Genomic DNA, 13625 nt, shown 5'->3' with positions numbered 1-13625 from the left:
TGTGGGGGGTCCCGGGGGCTCCGGGACTCCCGGTGAGAGGTCCCGCCAAGAGCGCCTGCGCGCTCAGACCGCGACCGGCTCGCGCTCGGCGGCGTCGGCCTCGGCGACGACGCCCGCGACGCGGCGCAGCTTCTTCATCGGGCCGAGCTCCGACTCGTAGACCTTCTTGACGCCGTCACCGAGGGAGGCCTCGATGGTGCGGATGTCGCGGACGAGGCGCGTGAGGCCCTGGGGCTCCACCGACGCGGCCTGGTCCGAGCCCCACATGGCGCGGTCGAGGGTGATGTGGCGCTCGACGAACGTGGCGCCGAGTGCGACCGCCGCGAGGGTGGTCTGCAGGCCCGTCTCGTGGCCGGAGTAGCCGATCGGGACGTTGGGGTACTCGGCCTGGAGGGTGTTGATGACCCGGAGGTTGAGCTCCTCGGCCTGCGCCGGGTACGTCGACGTGGCGTGGCACATCAGGATGTTGTCCGAGCCGAGGACCTCGACCGCGTGGCGGATCTGCTTCGGGGTCGACATGCCGGTCGAGAGGATGACCGTGCGGCCCGTGGCGCGCAGGGCGCGAAGGAGCTCGTCGTCCGTGAGGGAGGCAGATGCGACCTTGTGGGCGGGGACGTCGAACTTCTCCAGGAAGGTGACGGCCTCGGTGTCCCACGGGGACGCGAACCAGTCGATGCCGCGCTTCTTGCAGTGCTCGCCGATGGCCTGGTACTCGGACTCGCCGAACTCCACGCGGTGGCGGTAGTCGATGTACGTCATCCGGCCCCAGGGGGTGTCGCGCTCGATGTCCCACTGGTCGCGCGGGGTGCAGATCTCCGGGGTGCGCTTCTGGAACTTGACCGCGTCGCAGCCGGCGTCGGCGGCCACGTCGATCAGCGCGAGCGCGTTGTCGAGCTCGCCGTTGTGGTTGATGCCGATCTCGCCGGTGATGTAGACGGGCTGACCGGGTCCGGCCGTCTTCGAACCGAAGGTGCGCAGACGGGAGTTGGAGACCGTAGAGCTCATGGCAGGAACTTTCCTTACTTGTTGAGGGAGGGGCCGAGGATCCATGCGGCGATCTCTCGGATCGCGCCGTCACCACCGGGGAGAGCGGTGACCGCACGTGCGGCGCCGCGTACGACGTCGTGGGCGCTCGCGACCGCCACGGGCCAGCCGACGAGGCCGAAGCACGGGAGGTCGTTGACGTCGTTTCCGACGTAGAGCACGCGCTCGGGAGCGATGCCCTGCTCCTCGCACCACTGCTTGAGTGCGAGGTCCTTGCGGTCGATGCCGTGCAGGACGGGAAGCTTCAGCTTCCTGGCCCGCGCGGCGACGACCGGGTTCTGTTCCGTGGACAGGATCAGCAGCGGGATGCCCGCGTCCCGCAGGGCGGCGATGCCGAGGCCGTCCCCGCGGTGCACGGAGACGAACTCCCGTCCTTCGGAGTCGATCAGCACCCTGTCGTCCGTCTGGGTGCCGTCGAAGTCGAGTACGACCGCGTCGATGTCGTCGCGCGTCGGAAGGGCGTCCGCCCGGCCGGAGTCGAAGAGCGGCGCGAGCGCCCTGGCGCGGGCGAGGTCGTGCGGGTCGTCGATCTCCAGGACGCGCGCGGGGTCCGTGCGGACCAGCTCCGTGCGGCCGAAGAAGCGGTGCTTGTGCTCACGGAAGCCGGTGACGTCCATCGCGTAGACCGCGCCGGTCTCCAGGAGGTCCTGGGGGCGGTCCTGGCGGCGCGGGCGGAACGACTTGTCGTGGTTGATGCCGTAGCCGCCGTCGGTGGCGGTGGAGCTCGCCACCTTCGTGGTGCCGCCCACCTCGCCGGTGCGGCGCGCGTCCATGGCCTTGGGCTCGTCGTCGGCGTCGCGCCACACGAAGCCGTGGAAGGGCGCGACGGTCAGCGCGGTGTCCGCGCCGCCTTCGATGATCGAGCCGACCACGCCGTCCACGTCCTCGCGGACGATGAAGGGGCTGGTGCACTGCACGAGCAGGACGACGTCCACGGAGGCGCCGTGCAGCGACTCGTGGGCGTCCATGGCGTGCAGGACCGCGGCCTCGCTGGTCGCGGTGTCCCCCGCGATCGCCGCGGGCCGCAGGACCACCTCGGCGCCGGCCGAGCGCGCCGCCTCGGCGATCACGTGGTCGTCCGTGGAGACGACGACGTCCGTGACGAACCGCGCGGCCAGGCACTCGCGGATGGCGCGCGCCACCAGGGGCACGCCGCCGACCGGGGCGAGGTTCTTGGCGGGCACGCCCTTGGAGCCGCCGCGGGCCGGGATGACGGCGAGGACGCGGCGGGCGGGGGCTCCCGCTGGGTGGGGGTGGGACATGGGGGCTCCTTGGGGGATGCCGTGAGTGCCTTGTCTGGGGATGCCTCGCGCGGGGATCACAGCTCGCCCATCCGCCGGATGACGGGGGCCACGCGCTGCACCCCGTGCCGGTAGGCGCCACGTGCCGCGCTGCGGACGGCCTGGCGCACGGGGCCGGGCCCACGGTCCGCGGCGGGGGCGCCCGGCAGCGGGGAGCCGTCGGGGCCGAGGTGGTGGCGGGCCAGGATGCCGGGGAGGTATCCGGGGGCGGTGATGAGGCTGTAGTACGGGGTGATGGGCGGCAGCTGGTCCTGCGCGAGGAGGCTCGTGACGCGCTCACGTGCCGCGTCGAAGGCCTTCGCGTACGTCCCGTCGGGCGCGACGCCCTGCCGTGCGACCCACTCCGGGGCGGCCTCGGGGCTGTACCCGGCGTCGATCTCGTCCCAGGACGCCAGGCATCCGGAGCCGATGAAGTGGTGGTTGCCGAGCGCCTCGCGCACCCCGAGGTCGGTGAGGACCGCGGTGGGGATGCGGCGGTGCAGGGATTCGAGCGCGGCGGTGGAGCTGACCGTGACGAGCAGGTCGGTGCGGTCGAGGACCTCGCCCATGTTCCCGTACACGAGGCGGCAGTTGGGCGGCAGGTCCTCGCCCTTGGCGAGCTTCTGGTAGGGCAGTTCCTCGATGTGCGTGGTGTGTTCGCCGGGCTTGCTGCGCAGCTTGATCAGGACCTCGCGGTCCGGGTGGAGCCGTGCGTGCTCGACCATGCGGCGCAGCAGATACGTGCGGTGTGCGCGGCTGTCGGGCACGGAGGGCTGGGCAGCGAAGACGACCGTGTACGGGTCGTTCTTCTGGTCGGTCTCCTGGTCCGTCCCCCGGCCCTTTTCGCGGTAGGCGGCGCCGCCGAGGAACGGCAGCGCGCTCTCCACGACGCCCGACGCGTCGGCGCCCACTCCCTCGTACACGGCGCGGAAACGTTCCGCGTCCTGCCGGGAGTTGGCGAGGACGACGTCCGCGCCGTGCCGCAACAGCAGGCCGTCGGCGAGCTTCTCGTAGACGACTCCGACGTAGCCGGTGACGATCACGGGGCGCCGCTTCCCGGAAACCGCCGAGGCCGCCGTACGGGCGAGCCCGTGCAGGAGCGCCTGGACCGCGCCGCCCACGAGGGCGAGCACGATCACGTCGGGCGCTTCGCGCTCCACCTCGCGCAGGAACTCGACGGCGGTGACCTCGCGGAGCGTGTCCGCGCGCACCCCGACCTCTTCGAGCTGCCGGACGGTGGGCGTGGCCCTGCCCCTGAGGAGGCGTCCGTCGAGGTGAGTGTCCGCTCCCTCGCCGGCGAGGCGGCTCGCGGTGAGCGCGCCCCATTTCCACCGGGTGTCGGAGTCGGCGAGCACGGTGATCCGTGTCGTCCCGCTGTTGCTTACTGGCACAGGAAGGACGCTAGGAAGGCATTGAGATTGGCGGCCCAACTCAGGTGCAACAAACGGTTAACAGAACGCCGACGAATGGCGAATCAGCCCGGGAATCCGCGGCCAAGCAGGCGGGTTAACCGTTCCGCCATGCTTCGTTCACCTGGCATCTCACCCTCGGCCAAGACGAATGCCGGGCCGACACCTAACGTCACCCACGTGGTTAAGCTCTCCGTCATCGTGCCGTTCTACAACGTGCAGCAATACGCGCCCGACACCTTGAGGAGTCTGCGGGCGAACGCACGTGAAGACTTCGAATTCATTCTCGTCGACGACTGTTCGAAGGACGAGACTCCAGAGATCCTGGAGCGTGCCGCGCGCGAGCTGCCCGGCGCCGTCCATCTCCGACATGAGACGAACGGCGGTCTGGCGACCGCCCGCAACACGGGCCTTGACGCGGCGCGCGGCGAGTACCTCACCTTCCTGGACGGTGACGACTGGCTCGCCCCCGGTTACTACGCGCAACTCGTCGCAGCCATCGAGGAGTTGGGCTGTGACTTCGTGCGTACCGACCATGTGCAGTGCACCGCTCGGGCCCGCAGCATCCACCGTGTCCCGCACGGCAGGCGCGGTGTCGTCATGCCGCCGCGGGACGTCATCCTGCCCGCCGACCGGTCGACGTCCGTCGACTACGCCTACGCCTGGGCGGGCATCTACCACCGGCGCCTCGCCGACCAGGGCATCCTGCACTTCACGGACGGTCTGCGCACCGCGGAGGACCGGCCCTGGATCTGGCGCCTGCACCGCGAGGCGGAATCGTTCGCCGCGGTGGGTCTGCTCGGTGTGTTCTACCGGCGCGGGGTCGCCTCGTCACTGACCCAGATCGGCGACGTGCGGCAACTCGATTTCATCCGGGCATTCGACCAGGTGGTACGCGAAACAGCCGAGGACCGGGACGCCGACAAACTCCTGCCGAAGGCCGTCCGTACCTATTGCGCGATCATTTCCCACCATCTGGGATCCATCGAAAGGTTCGAGCCACAAGTGGCGCGGAAATTGAAGAGACTGAGCGCGGCCGCCCTGAAGCGGATGCCGCAGGGCGTTCTCGACGACGCCCTCGACTCCATGGACATACAGCGGGCGACCCGTCTCCGCCGTCTTCGCAGGCGCCCGGTCTCGGCGGAGGTGGCCGCGTAATGGCGACGACGCAGATCTTCTTCGCGTCCACGCTGTACGGAACCGCGACGCTGGCCGCCGCGATCGACGCCGACCGCTTCGGTCCCGCCGACCGGCGGCTGCTGCTCGTCAGCAACAACGCGGCGACACCGGAGACGACGGTCGCCGTGGACGAGATGCCGGGTTTCGCGCAACTGCGGGACCGGTTCGACGACGTACGGTCCTGGAACGAGACCATCTCCCCTTTCCACCCGGGCGGTTGGGCCCCCCGGGCGGACGACATCCCGATGTGGGAGCGGTACATCCGGCTCCTGTGGGACCTCGGTGACGACGACATCGAGCTGGCCGTCGAGTCGATCCAGGTCAACCCGGCCCTGGCCCTCGCGCAGATCTTCACGGGCGCGCCCGTGGACGTCTACGCGGACGGCCTGATGAGCTACGGCCCGACCCGCAACAAGATCGACCCGCTGGTCGGAACGCGCGTACGCCGCCTCCTGCACCTGGACCTGGTGCCCGGCCTGACCCCGCTGCTCCTGACCGAGTTCGACGTCGAGCCGGAGATCGTGCCGACCGAGGCGTTCGTGAAGGTGCTCGCCCGCCTCGCCGAATCCGACGCGGGCGCAGCGGACGTCCCGGACATCGCCGAACCCGCCCTGCTCCTCGGCCAGTACCTCTCCGCCCTCGGCATCCTGACCGCCGAGGAAGAGGAGGAGCTGCACGTACGCATGGTGCGCGGCGCCGCCGAACTCGGCCATACCCGCGTGGTGTTCAAGCCGCACCCGACGGCGCCCGCCCGCTGGTCGCGCATGCTGGAGAAGGAGGCGGAGGCGATCGGCGTGGAGCTGACCGTTCTCGACTCGCCGGTCCTCGCCGAGGTCCTGTACCAGCGGATGCGGCCCGCGCTCGTCATCGGCTGCTTCTCGACCGCGCTGCTCACCGCATCCGCGCTCTACGGCCTTCCAGTCGCCCGCACGGGCACGGAGACCCTCCTGGAGCGGCTCGCGCCCTACCAGAACAGCAACCGCGTCCCGGTCACCATCGTGGACGCGCTGATCCCGGACCTCGGCGACCAGGGCGCGGTCACCGGGCGGCAGCCCGGTATGCCGGTCGCCGACCTGGGCGAGCTGCTCGTCGCCGTCGGCTTCGCCATGCAGCCGCAGATCTACCCGCGCCGGCGCGGGGCCGCCGAGAGCTACCTCTCGACGCGCCTGACCCCGCACACCTGGCGCTACTTCAAGCGGCGCCGCCTCACGGCCCTCGCCCTGCCCGGAGCGCTGCCCCCGCAGCTCTCGTTCATCCCGCGCAACGCGGCCGTACGCAGGGTCGCGCGCCGCGCCCGTTCGGTCCAGCGCTCCATCAAGCGGACCGCACTCGGATGACCTCTCCCACAGCCACGCTCCCGAGGGAAAACTCAGGGGCGGACACTCTCGCGCGCACCATCGCGGCTCCCACCATCCGGCGGGTGCGCCCGCGCCTCAGAGCCCTGGACGGGCTGCGGCTCATCGCGGCCCTGATGGTCGCGGCCTACCACTACGGCGGGCGTGACGGTGAGATCTCCGAGGCGTGGGGCAGCTCGCCGCAGCTCCAGTTCCCCACGGCGCACAACTGGTTCGCGTACGGCTGTCTCGGCGTGCAGATCTTCTTCGTGATCAGCGGCTTCGTGATCTGCATGAGCGGCTGGGGCCGTCCGCTGCGTGCGTTCTTCGCCTCGCGCGCCTCGCGGCTGCTCCCCTCCTACTGGGCGGCGATCATCCTGGTGACGGCGGTCTTCGCGCTGCCCGTCGTGGCGTACGAGGCGGTCTCGCCCAGCGACGCCCTGGTGAACCTGACCATGCTGCAGCAACCGCTCGGCGTGGACCGGGTGCTCGGGGTCTGCTGGACGCTCTGGGCCGAGCTGCGCTTCTACGCCCTCTTCGCGCTCTGCGTCGTCATGCCCGGCGCGAACCGGGCCCGCGTGATCCTGTTCTGCGCGGTGTGGACCCTGGCCGCGGTCGTCGCGGAGGGTGCGAACGAGCCGCTGCTCGACCTCGTCCTCATGCCCGAGTACGCGCCCTTCTTCATCGGCGGCATCGGCATCTACCTCGTCCACCGGGACCGCAGGGACCTCACGGCGTGGGGCATCGTGGGCGTGAGCTGGCTGATCGGCCAGCACTACGCGGTGGACCGTCTCTGGCACGCGCCGGACCCGGAGTTCTTCTCCTACCGCACGTCCTTCGGCATCATCGCGGTCGTGACGGCGGGCTTCGCGGCGGTCCTGCTGATCGCGCTCGGCGCGCTGCACCGGGTCGACTGGAAGTGGCTGACGGTGGCGGGAGCCCTGACGTACCCCTTCTACCTGGTGCACGAACACCTGGGCTGGGTGACCGTGGGCGCGCTGCACCGGGGCCTCGGGCTTCCGTCCTACGCGACCCTCGGCCTGACGATCGCGGCGATGCTGCTGCTGGCGTGGCTCCTGAACCGTTTCGTGGAGGAGCGTCTGACACCGCTGATCCGCCGCGGGCTCATGACGCGGAAGTGACTCCGTCCGCGGTGGTGTCGGCGGTCGTGTCGGCGGTGGCGACGGCGTCGGCGTCGTCCGCCGCCACCGCGCGGGCCACGTCCAGCGCCTCGCCCATGGCGGCCTCGGCCTCGCCCAGGGCGTCCGCCAACTCCTGGACCAGCCTCTCCAGCGTCTCGGCTTCACTCATGGGGCCAGACTACGTTTCCAGCATCGTCGCCCCGATCCCGGCCACCACCGCGGCCAGGCCCTTCTCGAACCCCGCGTCGTAGTCACGGAACATCTCGTGGCCGGCCGCCGCCGCGAGCGGGTACGCGGCCAGGCGTTCGGCGCGCGCCGCCAGGTCGTAGCCGCCCTCCGCCCTCGCGGGGTCCGGGCCCATGGACTGCTCCTCGATGACGTGACCGATCGTGTAGCTGTACGCCGTGAGCCAGGCGCGGGCGGCTCCGCCCGGTGTGAAGCCGCCGCCGGTGAGCGTGCGCAGGTGGGCCTCCATGGGGGCGGCGTAGGACAGGTCGGTGAAGTGCGTGCCGCTGTAGACCTTCGCGCCGTCGCGGTACATCAGCAGGTGACGGCGCAGGCCGCGCATCGCGGCGGTGAGGGCGGTCCGCCAGTCGGCGTCCGGCTCCGCGCCCGCCAGGAGCTCCTCGTTCATGCGGCGCAGCATCTCGGTCGCCATCTCGTCGAGCAGCGCCTGCTTGTCCTTGAAGTGCCAGTACAGCGCGGGCGCCTTGACGTCCAGTTCCTTGGCGATGGCGCGCAGCGAGAGCCCGTCGAGGCCCGTCTCGTTCAGGAGCTTCAGGGCGGTGCGCGCGACGCGGGCGCGGTCCAGCGGTGTCGTAGCCACCTTGACAATTTAACACCGTTAAGCGCAGGCTCTGGAGCATGGAACTTAACAGCGTTAAGGACGCGGCCGTGACGGCTGTCGTGACGGAGGTACTCATCGTGGGCGCAGGCCCGACCGGCCTGACGCTGGCCTGCGATCTCGCGCGGCGCGGCGTGCGCGCCCTGGTGGTCGAGCAGGCCGACGCCCTGTTCCCGGGCTCCCGCGGCAAGGGCATCCAGCCGCGCACCCAGGAAGTCTTCGACGACCTCGGCATCCTCGGAGCGGCCGAGGCGGCGGGCGGCACCTACCCGGTCGGCATGATCTGGCAGAACGGCGAGCGGCAGGGCGAGCACCGGATGTTCGACGAGCGGGAGCCGACAGAGGACGCCCCGTACGACCGGCCGTTGATGCTCCCCCAGTGGCGCACCCAGGAGATCCTGTACGCCCGCCTGCTGGAACTCGGCGGCGAGGAGATCGCGTTCGGCGCCGCACTGACCAGCATCGCGCAGGACGACGACGGCGTCACCGCACGCCTCGCGGACGGCCGGACCGTCCGCGCCGCGTACGCCGTGGCGGCGGACGGCGGCCGCTCCACCGTGCGCGCGGCGCTCGGCATCGGCATGACGGGCGATTGGGGTCTCCCCTGCTCGAACGAAGCTGAGAGCTTGGGGAAGGTTGACCCGAACCCGGTCCTGGTGGCCGACGTCCGCATCCCCTCCCTGGACCGCGACAACTGGCACATGTTCCCGCCCACCGCCGAGGGCGCCGGCTTCCTGGCGGTCTGCCCGCTGCCGGGCATCCCGGACTTCCAGCTGACGGCCCAGTTCACGGACGGGACCGATCCCGACCCCTCGCTCGAAGGCGTACGCGAGGTCGTCGCCGCCCGTACGCACCTCACCGCGGACGAGGTGACCGAGGTGCGCTGGGCCTCGGACTTCCGGCCGCGCGCCGCGATGGCGGACCGGTTCCGCGAGGGCCGCGTGTTCCTCGCCGGAGACGCGGCGCACGTGCACTCACCGGCGGGCGGGCAGGGCCTGAACACCAGCGTGCAGGATGCCTACAACCTGGGCTGGAAGCTCGGCGCGGTGCTGCGGGGCGGCGCGCCCGCCGCCCTCCTCGCCACGTACGAGGAGGAGCGCCTGCCCGTGGCCGCGCAGATGCTCGGCCTCTCCACCCGTATCCACCGGGGAGAGGAGCGACGCGGGGACGCGACCCGCCAACTGGGCCTCGGCTACCGGGACAGCTCCCTGGCGGTGGAGACCCGTACGGGCCTCGCGGACGACGCGCTGCGGGCCGGCGACCGCGCGCCGGACGGGCCCTGCGCCGGGGGAAGGCTGTTCGACGCGTTCAGGGGCCCGCACTGGACGCTCCTCGCGGTCGGCACCGATGCGGAACTGCCGTCACTGGGCGGGGACTTGACCCACGTACACCGCATCGACGCCTACGCGCCGTACGGCAAGGGCCTCTTCCTGGTGCGCCCCGACGGGTACGTCGGCTGGGCGGGCGAGGACGCGAGGGGCCTCACCGACTATTTCAGGCTGATCCACCAGGACGATTGACCTCAATCAAACAGGACGGTTGACCTCAATCAAACTTGAGGTTCTACGTTCTGGGCATGGACACTTTCACGTACTCCCACAGCGACGAAGACCTCGTCAACCAGCCCATCGGATACTGGGCGTCGGCGGCGGGCGATGCCGTCGTGCACCACATCCGCACCATGCTCGCCGAGTTCGGGCTCACCCAGCCCGAGTGGTGGATCCTGAACCAGATCGTCGCCGATGACGGCCGCGACAAGGCCGCCGTGGTGAATACCCTGCGCGGTTACCTGAACGTGGGCGACGGGGCCCTGCACCACGACATCGAAGCCCTGCACGACCGCGGCCTGCTCACCGAGGACGCCGGGGGCCGCCTCCGCCTCACCGACGAGGGGCGCAGCCTCCGCGAGGACGCCGCCGCACGTCAGCAGAAGACCCGCGCGGAGATCCACGAGGGCATCGCGGACGAGGAGTACGTCCGCACCCTCAAGGTGCTTCAGCGCATGATCCACAACGTGGGCGGAACGGCCTGGCACCACTGAGCCCCTCTGCCGTCACTCACCCACTGGCGAGCGACAGCTTCGCCGCGAACCCGAGGAACAGCGCGCCCGCCGCCGAAGTGGCTCCCGCCGAGAGCCGCTTGCGGCGGCGGAAGGCGGCCGACAGCTTCGTGCCGCTGAAGATCAGAGCGGTGAGGTACAGGAAGCTCGCCAACTGGGCGAAGGCCCCGAGCACCAGGAAGGAGAGCGCGGGATAGGCGTACCCGGGATCGACGAACTGCACGAAGAAGGCGATGAAGAAGAGGATGGCCTTCGGATTGAGCAGGCTGATCACCAGGGCCCTGCGGAAGGGCCGCTCCCCCGCCTCGTCCGTCCCGCTCTCCTGCCGCTCGGCGACCTGCTCGCGCCGCGCGCGCCACATCCCCCACGCGGCCCGCAGCATCCCGACCGCGAGCCAGGTCAGATAGCCGGCACCGGCGTACTTCACGATCCCGAACAGCAGGGCATTGGCCTGCAGGAGCGAGGCGACACCGGCCGCCGAGAGCGTCATCAGGACGGTGTCACCGCACCAGACGCCCGCGGCGGCGGTATAACCGGTGCGTACGCCGCGGCGCGCGGCGACGGAGAGCACGTACAGCGAGTTCGGCCCCGGCAGCAGAATGATCAGGGCGAGGCCCGCGAGATAGGTCGGAAGATCGGTGACACCCAGCATGGGGCGGAGTGTCGCACGCGCGTACGGCATGAGGGATCAGGTGTCCGTACATCGGACACCGCGACTTCTCGTCGTGCGTCAGAAGGCGTCCGTCGGCTCGTACGCGCCCCAGACCTCCCGCAGCGCGTCGCAGACCTCGCCCACCGTCGCCCGCGCCCGCAGCGCGTCCTTCATCGGGTAGAGGACGTTGGCCGCCCCCTTCGCCGCGTACTGGAGCGCGGAGAGCGCCGCGTCCACCGCCCGCTGGTCGCGCTCCGCCCGCAGCTTCGCGAGGCGGGCCGCCTGCTGGGCCTCGATGGCGGGGTCCACGCGCAGGGGTTCGTAGGGCTCCTCCTCGTCCAGCTGGAAGCGGTTGACACCGACCACGACCCGCTCGCCGGAGTCGGTCTCCTGGGCGATGCGATAGGCGCTGCGTTCGATCTCGTTCTTCTGGAAGCCGTTCTCGATGGCGGCCACCGCGCCGCCCATGTCCTCGACACGCCGCATGAGCCCGAGGATCGCGTCCTCGATGTCGTCGGTCATCTTCTCGACGACGTAGGACCCGGCGAACGGGTCGACCGTGGCGGTCACATCCGTCTCGTAGGCGAGAACCTGCTGCGTGCGCAGCGCCAGGCGCGCGCTCTTGTCGGTCGGCAGCGCGATCGCCTCGTCGAAGGAGTTCGTGTGCAGCGACTGGGTGCCGCCCAGCACCGCGCCGAGGCCCTGGACGGCGACCCGGACGAGGTTCACCTCGGGCTGCTGCGCGGTGAGCTGGACCCCGGCTGTCTGCGTGTGGAAGCGCAGCATCAGGGATTTCGGGTTCCTCGCTCCGAATTCCTCGCACATCACGCGGGCCCAGATCCTGCGTGCGGCACGGAACTTGGCGACCTCCTCCAGGAGCGTCGTACGTGCCACGAAAAAGAAGGAGAGGCGGGGCGCGAAGTCGTCCACGTCCATGCCCGCGGCGACCGCCGTGCGGACGTACTCGATGCCGTCGGCGAGGGTGAAGGCGATCTCCTGCGCGGGCGTCGCACCCGCCTCGGCCATGTGGTAGCCGGAGATGGAGATGGTGTTCCACTTCGGGATCTCGGAGCGGCAGTACTTGAAGATGTCCGCGATCAGGCGCAGCGACGGCTTGGGCGGGAAGATGTACGTGCCGCGCGCGATGTACTCCTTCAGGACGTCGTTCTGGATCGTGCCCGTCAACTCGCCCGCGTCGACGCCCTGTTCCTCGGCGACCAGCTGGTACATGAGGAGCAGCAGGGCCGCGGGTGCGTTGATCGTCATCGACGTCGACACCTGGTCCAGCGGGATGCCGCCGAACAGGATGCGCATGTCGTCGACGGAGTCGATCGCGACACCCACCTTGCCGACCTCGCCGGACGCGATCGGGGCGTCCGAGTCGTGGCCCATCTGCGTGGGCAGGTCGAAGGCGACCGAGAGACCCGCGGTGCCGTCGGCGATCAGCTGCTTGTAGCGGGCGTTGGACTCGACCGCCGTGCCGAAGCCCGCGTACTGGCGCATCGTCCAGGGGCGCCCCGTGTACATGGAGGGATACACGCCGCGTGTGAAGGGATAGGCGCCCGGCGCGCCCAGCCTCGTCGCGGGATCCCACCCGTCGAGGGCCTCAGGCCCGTACACGGACTCGAACGGCAGTCCGGACTCCGACTCACGCGCCATCGCTCTGTGCCTCCTGCCAGAGATCCCGGAGATCCTTCTCCGTTACCTCTCCGGTATAGCGGTCCGCCTCCAGCATGGGGCAACGTTCAGGCGTGGTCACTCGTGGGGAGACTCCCGGCGAGTCTGTCGAGCGTCGAGCGATGACGGGGGTCATTGTGCGCAGAGGTGCGATAGCCGTGGGGGCCGTGGTCACGGTCGCCCTGGTGGGCGGGTGCAAGGCGCAGGCCGTCAACTCCGACGGGAAGGCGCAGCCGGTCCGGATATCCCCCACGAAGACGGCATCGGACGGCCCGGACGCGCCGTCCGCCACGCCAGGGCGGACCGCGACCCCGCAGACGGCCCCGACGAAGCCCGCCCCGAAGCCCGCTCCGAAGACCCTGCTCGCCCCGGGACAGCGCGGCGACCAGGTGCGTGAGCTGCAGGCCCGGCTCCGGCAGATCGCCTGGTTCTTCGACGACCCGTCGGGTACGTACGGCTCCGCCACGACCACCGCGGTCAAGGGGTTCCAGGGCAAGCGCGGGCTGCCCCGCACGGGCACGACGGACACCGTCACCTGGCAGAAGCTGGTCGGCATGACCCGCACCCCCACGAAGTACGAGCTCTACTCCGGGGGCGGCATCCCGGCGTCGAAGCCCGACAAGCGCTGCCTGACCGGCCGCGCGCTGTGCATCAGCAAGGCCAGCCGCACGCTGACCTGGATGATCGACGGCAAGGTCGTCTCGACGATGGACGTGCGCTTCGGCTCGCAGTACACGCCCACCCGCGACGGCGCGTTCACCGTCTACTGGAAGTCACGGCACCACGTCTCGACGCTCTACGACACCGCCATGCCGTACGCGATGTTCTTCAGCGGCGGCCAGGCCGTGCACTACTCGTCGGACTTCGCGGCGACGGGCTACAACGGCGCCTCGCACGGCTGTGTGAACGTACGGGACGAGAAGAAGATCGCGAACCTGTTCGCGCAGGTCAGGAAGGGCGACAAGGTCGTCGTCTACAAGTGAGGCCGCGGGACGGGCGCGGGAT

The 13625-nt window shown here is 70.5% G+C and carries 13 protein-coding genes; 6 read left to right on the top strand and 7 right to left on the bottom strand.

Going from position 1 to position 13625, the window contains the following annotated elements; translation table 11 throughout:
- Positions 1-63: 63 nt before the first annotated feature.
- The 3 genes from ABXJ52_RS22820 to ABXJ52_RS22810 are packed head-to-tail and all read right to left on the bottom strand — an operon-like array spanning position 64 to position 3715.
- Positions 64-1005 carry an N-acetylneuraminate synthase family protein gene (locus ABXJ52_RS22820; protein WP_367044496.1) on the bottom strand — a complete coding sequence of 314 codons (942 nt, stop codon included), beginning with the start codon at positions 1003-1005 and terminating at the stop codon, positions 64-66.
- 14 nt (positions 1006-1019) lie between these two features.
- Positions 1020-2306 carry an N-acylneuraminate cytidylyltransferase gene (locus tag ABXJ52_RS22815; RefSeq protein ID WP_367044494.1) on the bottom strand — a complete coding sequence of 429 codons (1287 nt, stop codon included), beginning with the start codon at positions 2304-2306 and terminating at the stop codon, positions 1020-1022.
- 56 nt (positions 2307-2362) lie between these two features.
- Complete coding sequence (locus ABXJ52_RS22810) at positions 2363-3715, bottom strand: DUF6716 putative glycosyltransferase (protein ID WP_367044493.1); 1353 nt, start codon at positions 3713-3715, stop codon at positions 2363-2365.
- 198 nt (positions 3716-3913) lie between these two features.
- Here ABXJ52_RS22810 and ABXJ52_RS22805 point away from each other — a divergent pair, with 198 nt between their 5' ends.
- From ABXJ52_RS22805 to ABXJ52_RS22795, 3 genes are all read left to right on the top strand, one after another.
- A complete protein-coding gene (locus ABXJ52_RS22805) occupies positions 3914-4891 on the top strand; it encodes a glycosyltransferase family 2 protein (protein WP_367044492.1) in 978 nt (325 codons plus the stop codon).
- Positions 4891-6249 (top strand): alpha-2,8-polysialyltransferase family protein, encoded by a 1359-nt coding sequence (locus ABXJ52_RS22800; RefSeq protein WP_367044491.1) that lies wholly within the window; start codon positions 4891-4893, stop codon positions 6247-6249. The genes ABXJ52_RS22805 and ABXJ52_RS22800 overlap by 1 nt, the downstream gene beginning before the upstream one ends.
- 83 nt (positions 6250-6332) lie before the next feature.
- The gene (locus tag ABXJ52_RS22795) at positions 6333-7388 is read left to right on the top strand and encodes an acyltransferase (protein ID WP_367044490.1); all 1056 of its coding nucleotides are present in this window, start codon (positions 6333-6335) and stop codon (positions 7386-7388) included.
- Here the strand turns inward: ABXJ52_RS22795 and ABXJ52_RS22790 are convergent.
- Together ABXJ52_RS22790 and ABXJ52_RS22785 are read right to left on the bottom strand one after the other, a co-directional pair.
- On the bottom strand, positions 7372-7557 hold the full coding sequence (locus ABXJ52_RS22790) for a hypothetical protein (protein WP_367044489.1): 186 nt from the start codon (positions 7555-7557) through the stop codon (positions 7372-7374). The two genes, ABXJ52_RS22795 and ABXJ52_RS22790, sit on opposite strands and share 17 nt — an antisense overlap.
- A 9-nt stretch (positions 7558-7566) precedes the next feature.
- A complete protein-coding gene (locus ABXJ52_RS22785; protein WP_367044487.1) occupies positions 7567-8214 on the bottom strand; it encodes a TetR/AcrR family transcriptional regulator C-terminal domain-containing protein in 648 nt (215 codons plus the stop codon).
- Between the two features lie 38 nt (positions 8215-8252).
- Here ABXJ52_RS22785 and ABXJ52_RS22780 point away from each other — a divergent pair, with 38 nt between their 5' ends.
- Positions 8253-9752 carry an FAD-dependent oxidoreductase gene (locus ABXJ52_RS22780; protein WP_367044486.1) on the top strand — a complete coding sequence of 500 codons (1500 nt, stop codon included), beginning with the start codon at positions 8253-8255 and terminating at the stop codon, positions 9750-9752.
- A gap of 56 nt (positions 9753-9808) precedes the next feature.
- Positions 9809-10273 (top strand): MarR family winged helix-turn-helix transcriptional regulator, encoded by a 465-nt coding sequence (locus ABXJ52_RS22775; protein ID WP_367044485.1) that lies wholly within the window; start codon positions 9809-9811, stop codon positions 10271-10273.
- A 16-nt stretch (positions 10274-10289) separates the two neighbouring features.
- On the opposite strand, the gene leuE is transcribed toward ABXJ52_RS22775, so the two are convergent.
- Both leuE and ABXJ52_RS22765 read right to left on the bottom strand, forming a co-directional pair.
- Positions 10290-10943 carry a leucine efflux protein LeuE gene (gene leuE / locus ABXJ52_RS22770; protein ID WP_367044484.1) on the bottom strand — a complete coding sequence of 218 codons (654 nt, stop codon included), beginning with the start codon at positions 10941-10943 and terminating at the stop codon, positions 10290-10292.
- Positions 10944-11021: 78 nt separating this feature from the next.
- A complete protein-coding gene (locus tag ABXJ52_RS22765) occupies positions 11022-12602 on the bottom strand; it encodes a methylmalonyl-CoA mutase family protein (RefSeq protein WP_367044483.1) in 1581 nt (526 codons plus the stop codon).
- 140 nt (positions 12603-12742) lie between these two features.
- Here ABXJ52_RS22765 and ABXJ52_RS22760 point away from each other — a divergent pair, with 140 nt between their 5' ends.
- On the top strand, positions 12743-13603 hold the full coding sequence (locus tag ABXJ52_RS22760; RefSeq protein WP_367044482.1) for a L,D-transpeptidase family protein: 861 nt from the start codon (positions 12743-12745) through the stop codon (positions 13601-13603).
- Positions 13604-13625: the final 22 nt, after the last annotated feature.

This window comes from Streptomyces sp. Je 1-332 (assembly GCF_040730185.1).
Lineage (GTDB): Bacteria > Actinomycetota > Actinomycetes > Streptomycetales > Streptomycetaceae > Streptomyces.
Note: the sequence above shows the minus strand (reverse complement) of the source record. Positions and strands in the feature narration are given on the sequence as shown.

Bases quoted from the DNA above. Each gene is read 5' to 3' on its own strand.
- ABXJ52_RS22790 (WP_367044489.1), bottom strand. From the start codon at position 7,557: ATGAGTGAAGCCGAGACGCTGGAGAGGCTGGTCCAGGAGTTGGCGGAC.
- ABXJ52_RS22765 (WP_367044483.1), bottom strand. From the start codon at position 12,602: ATGGCGCGTGAGTCGGAGTCCGGACTGCCGTTCGAGTCCGTGTACGGG.
- ABXJ52_RS22760 (WP_367044482.1), top strand. From the start codon at position 12,743: ATGACGGGGGTCATTGTGCGCAGAGGTGCGATAGCCGTGGGGGCCGTG.
- ABXJ52_RS22820 (WP_367044496.1), bottom strand. From the start codon at position 1,005: ATGAGCTCTACGGTCTCCAACTCCCGTCTGCGCACCTTCGGTTCGAAG.
- ABXJ52_RS22780 (WP_367044486.1), top strand. From the start codon at position 8,253: ATGGAACTTAACAGCGTTAAGGACGCGGCCGTGACGGCTGTCGTGACG.
- ABXJ52_RS22815 (WP_367044494.1), bottom strand. From the start codon at position 2,306: ATGTCCCACCCCCACCCAGCGGGAGCCCCCGCCCGCCGCGTCCTCGCC.
- ABXJ52_RS22775 (WP_367044485.1), top strand. From the start codon at position 9,809: ATGGACACTTTCACGTACTCCCACAGCGACGAAGACCTCGTCAACCAG.
- ABXJ52_RS22800 (WP_367044491.1), top strand. From the start codon at position 4,891: ATGGCGACGACGCAGATCTTCTTCGCGTCCACGCTGTACGGAACCGCG.
- leuE (WP_367044484.1), bottom strand. From the start codon at position 10,943: ATGCTGGGTGTCACCGATCTTCCGACCTATCTCGCGGGCCTCGCCCTG.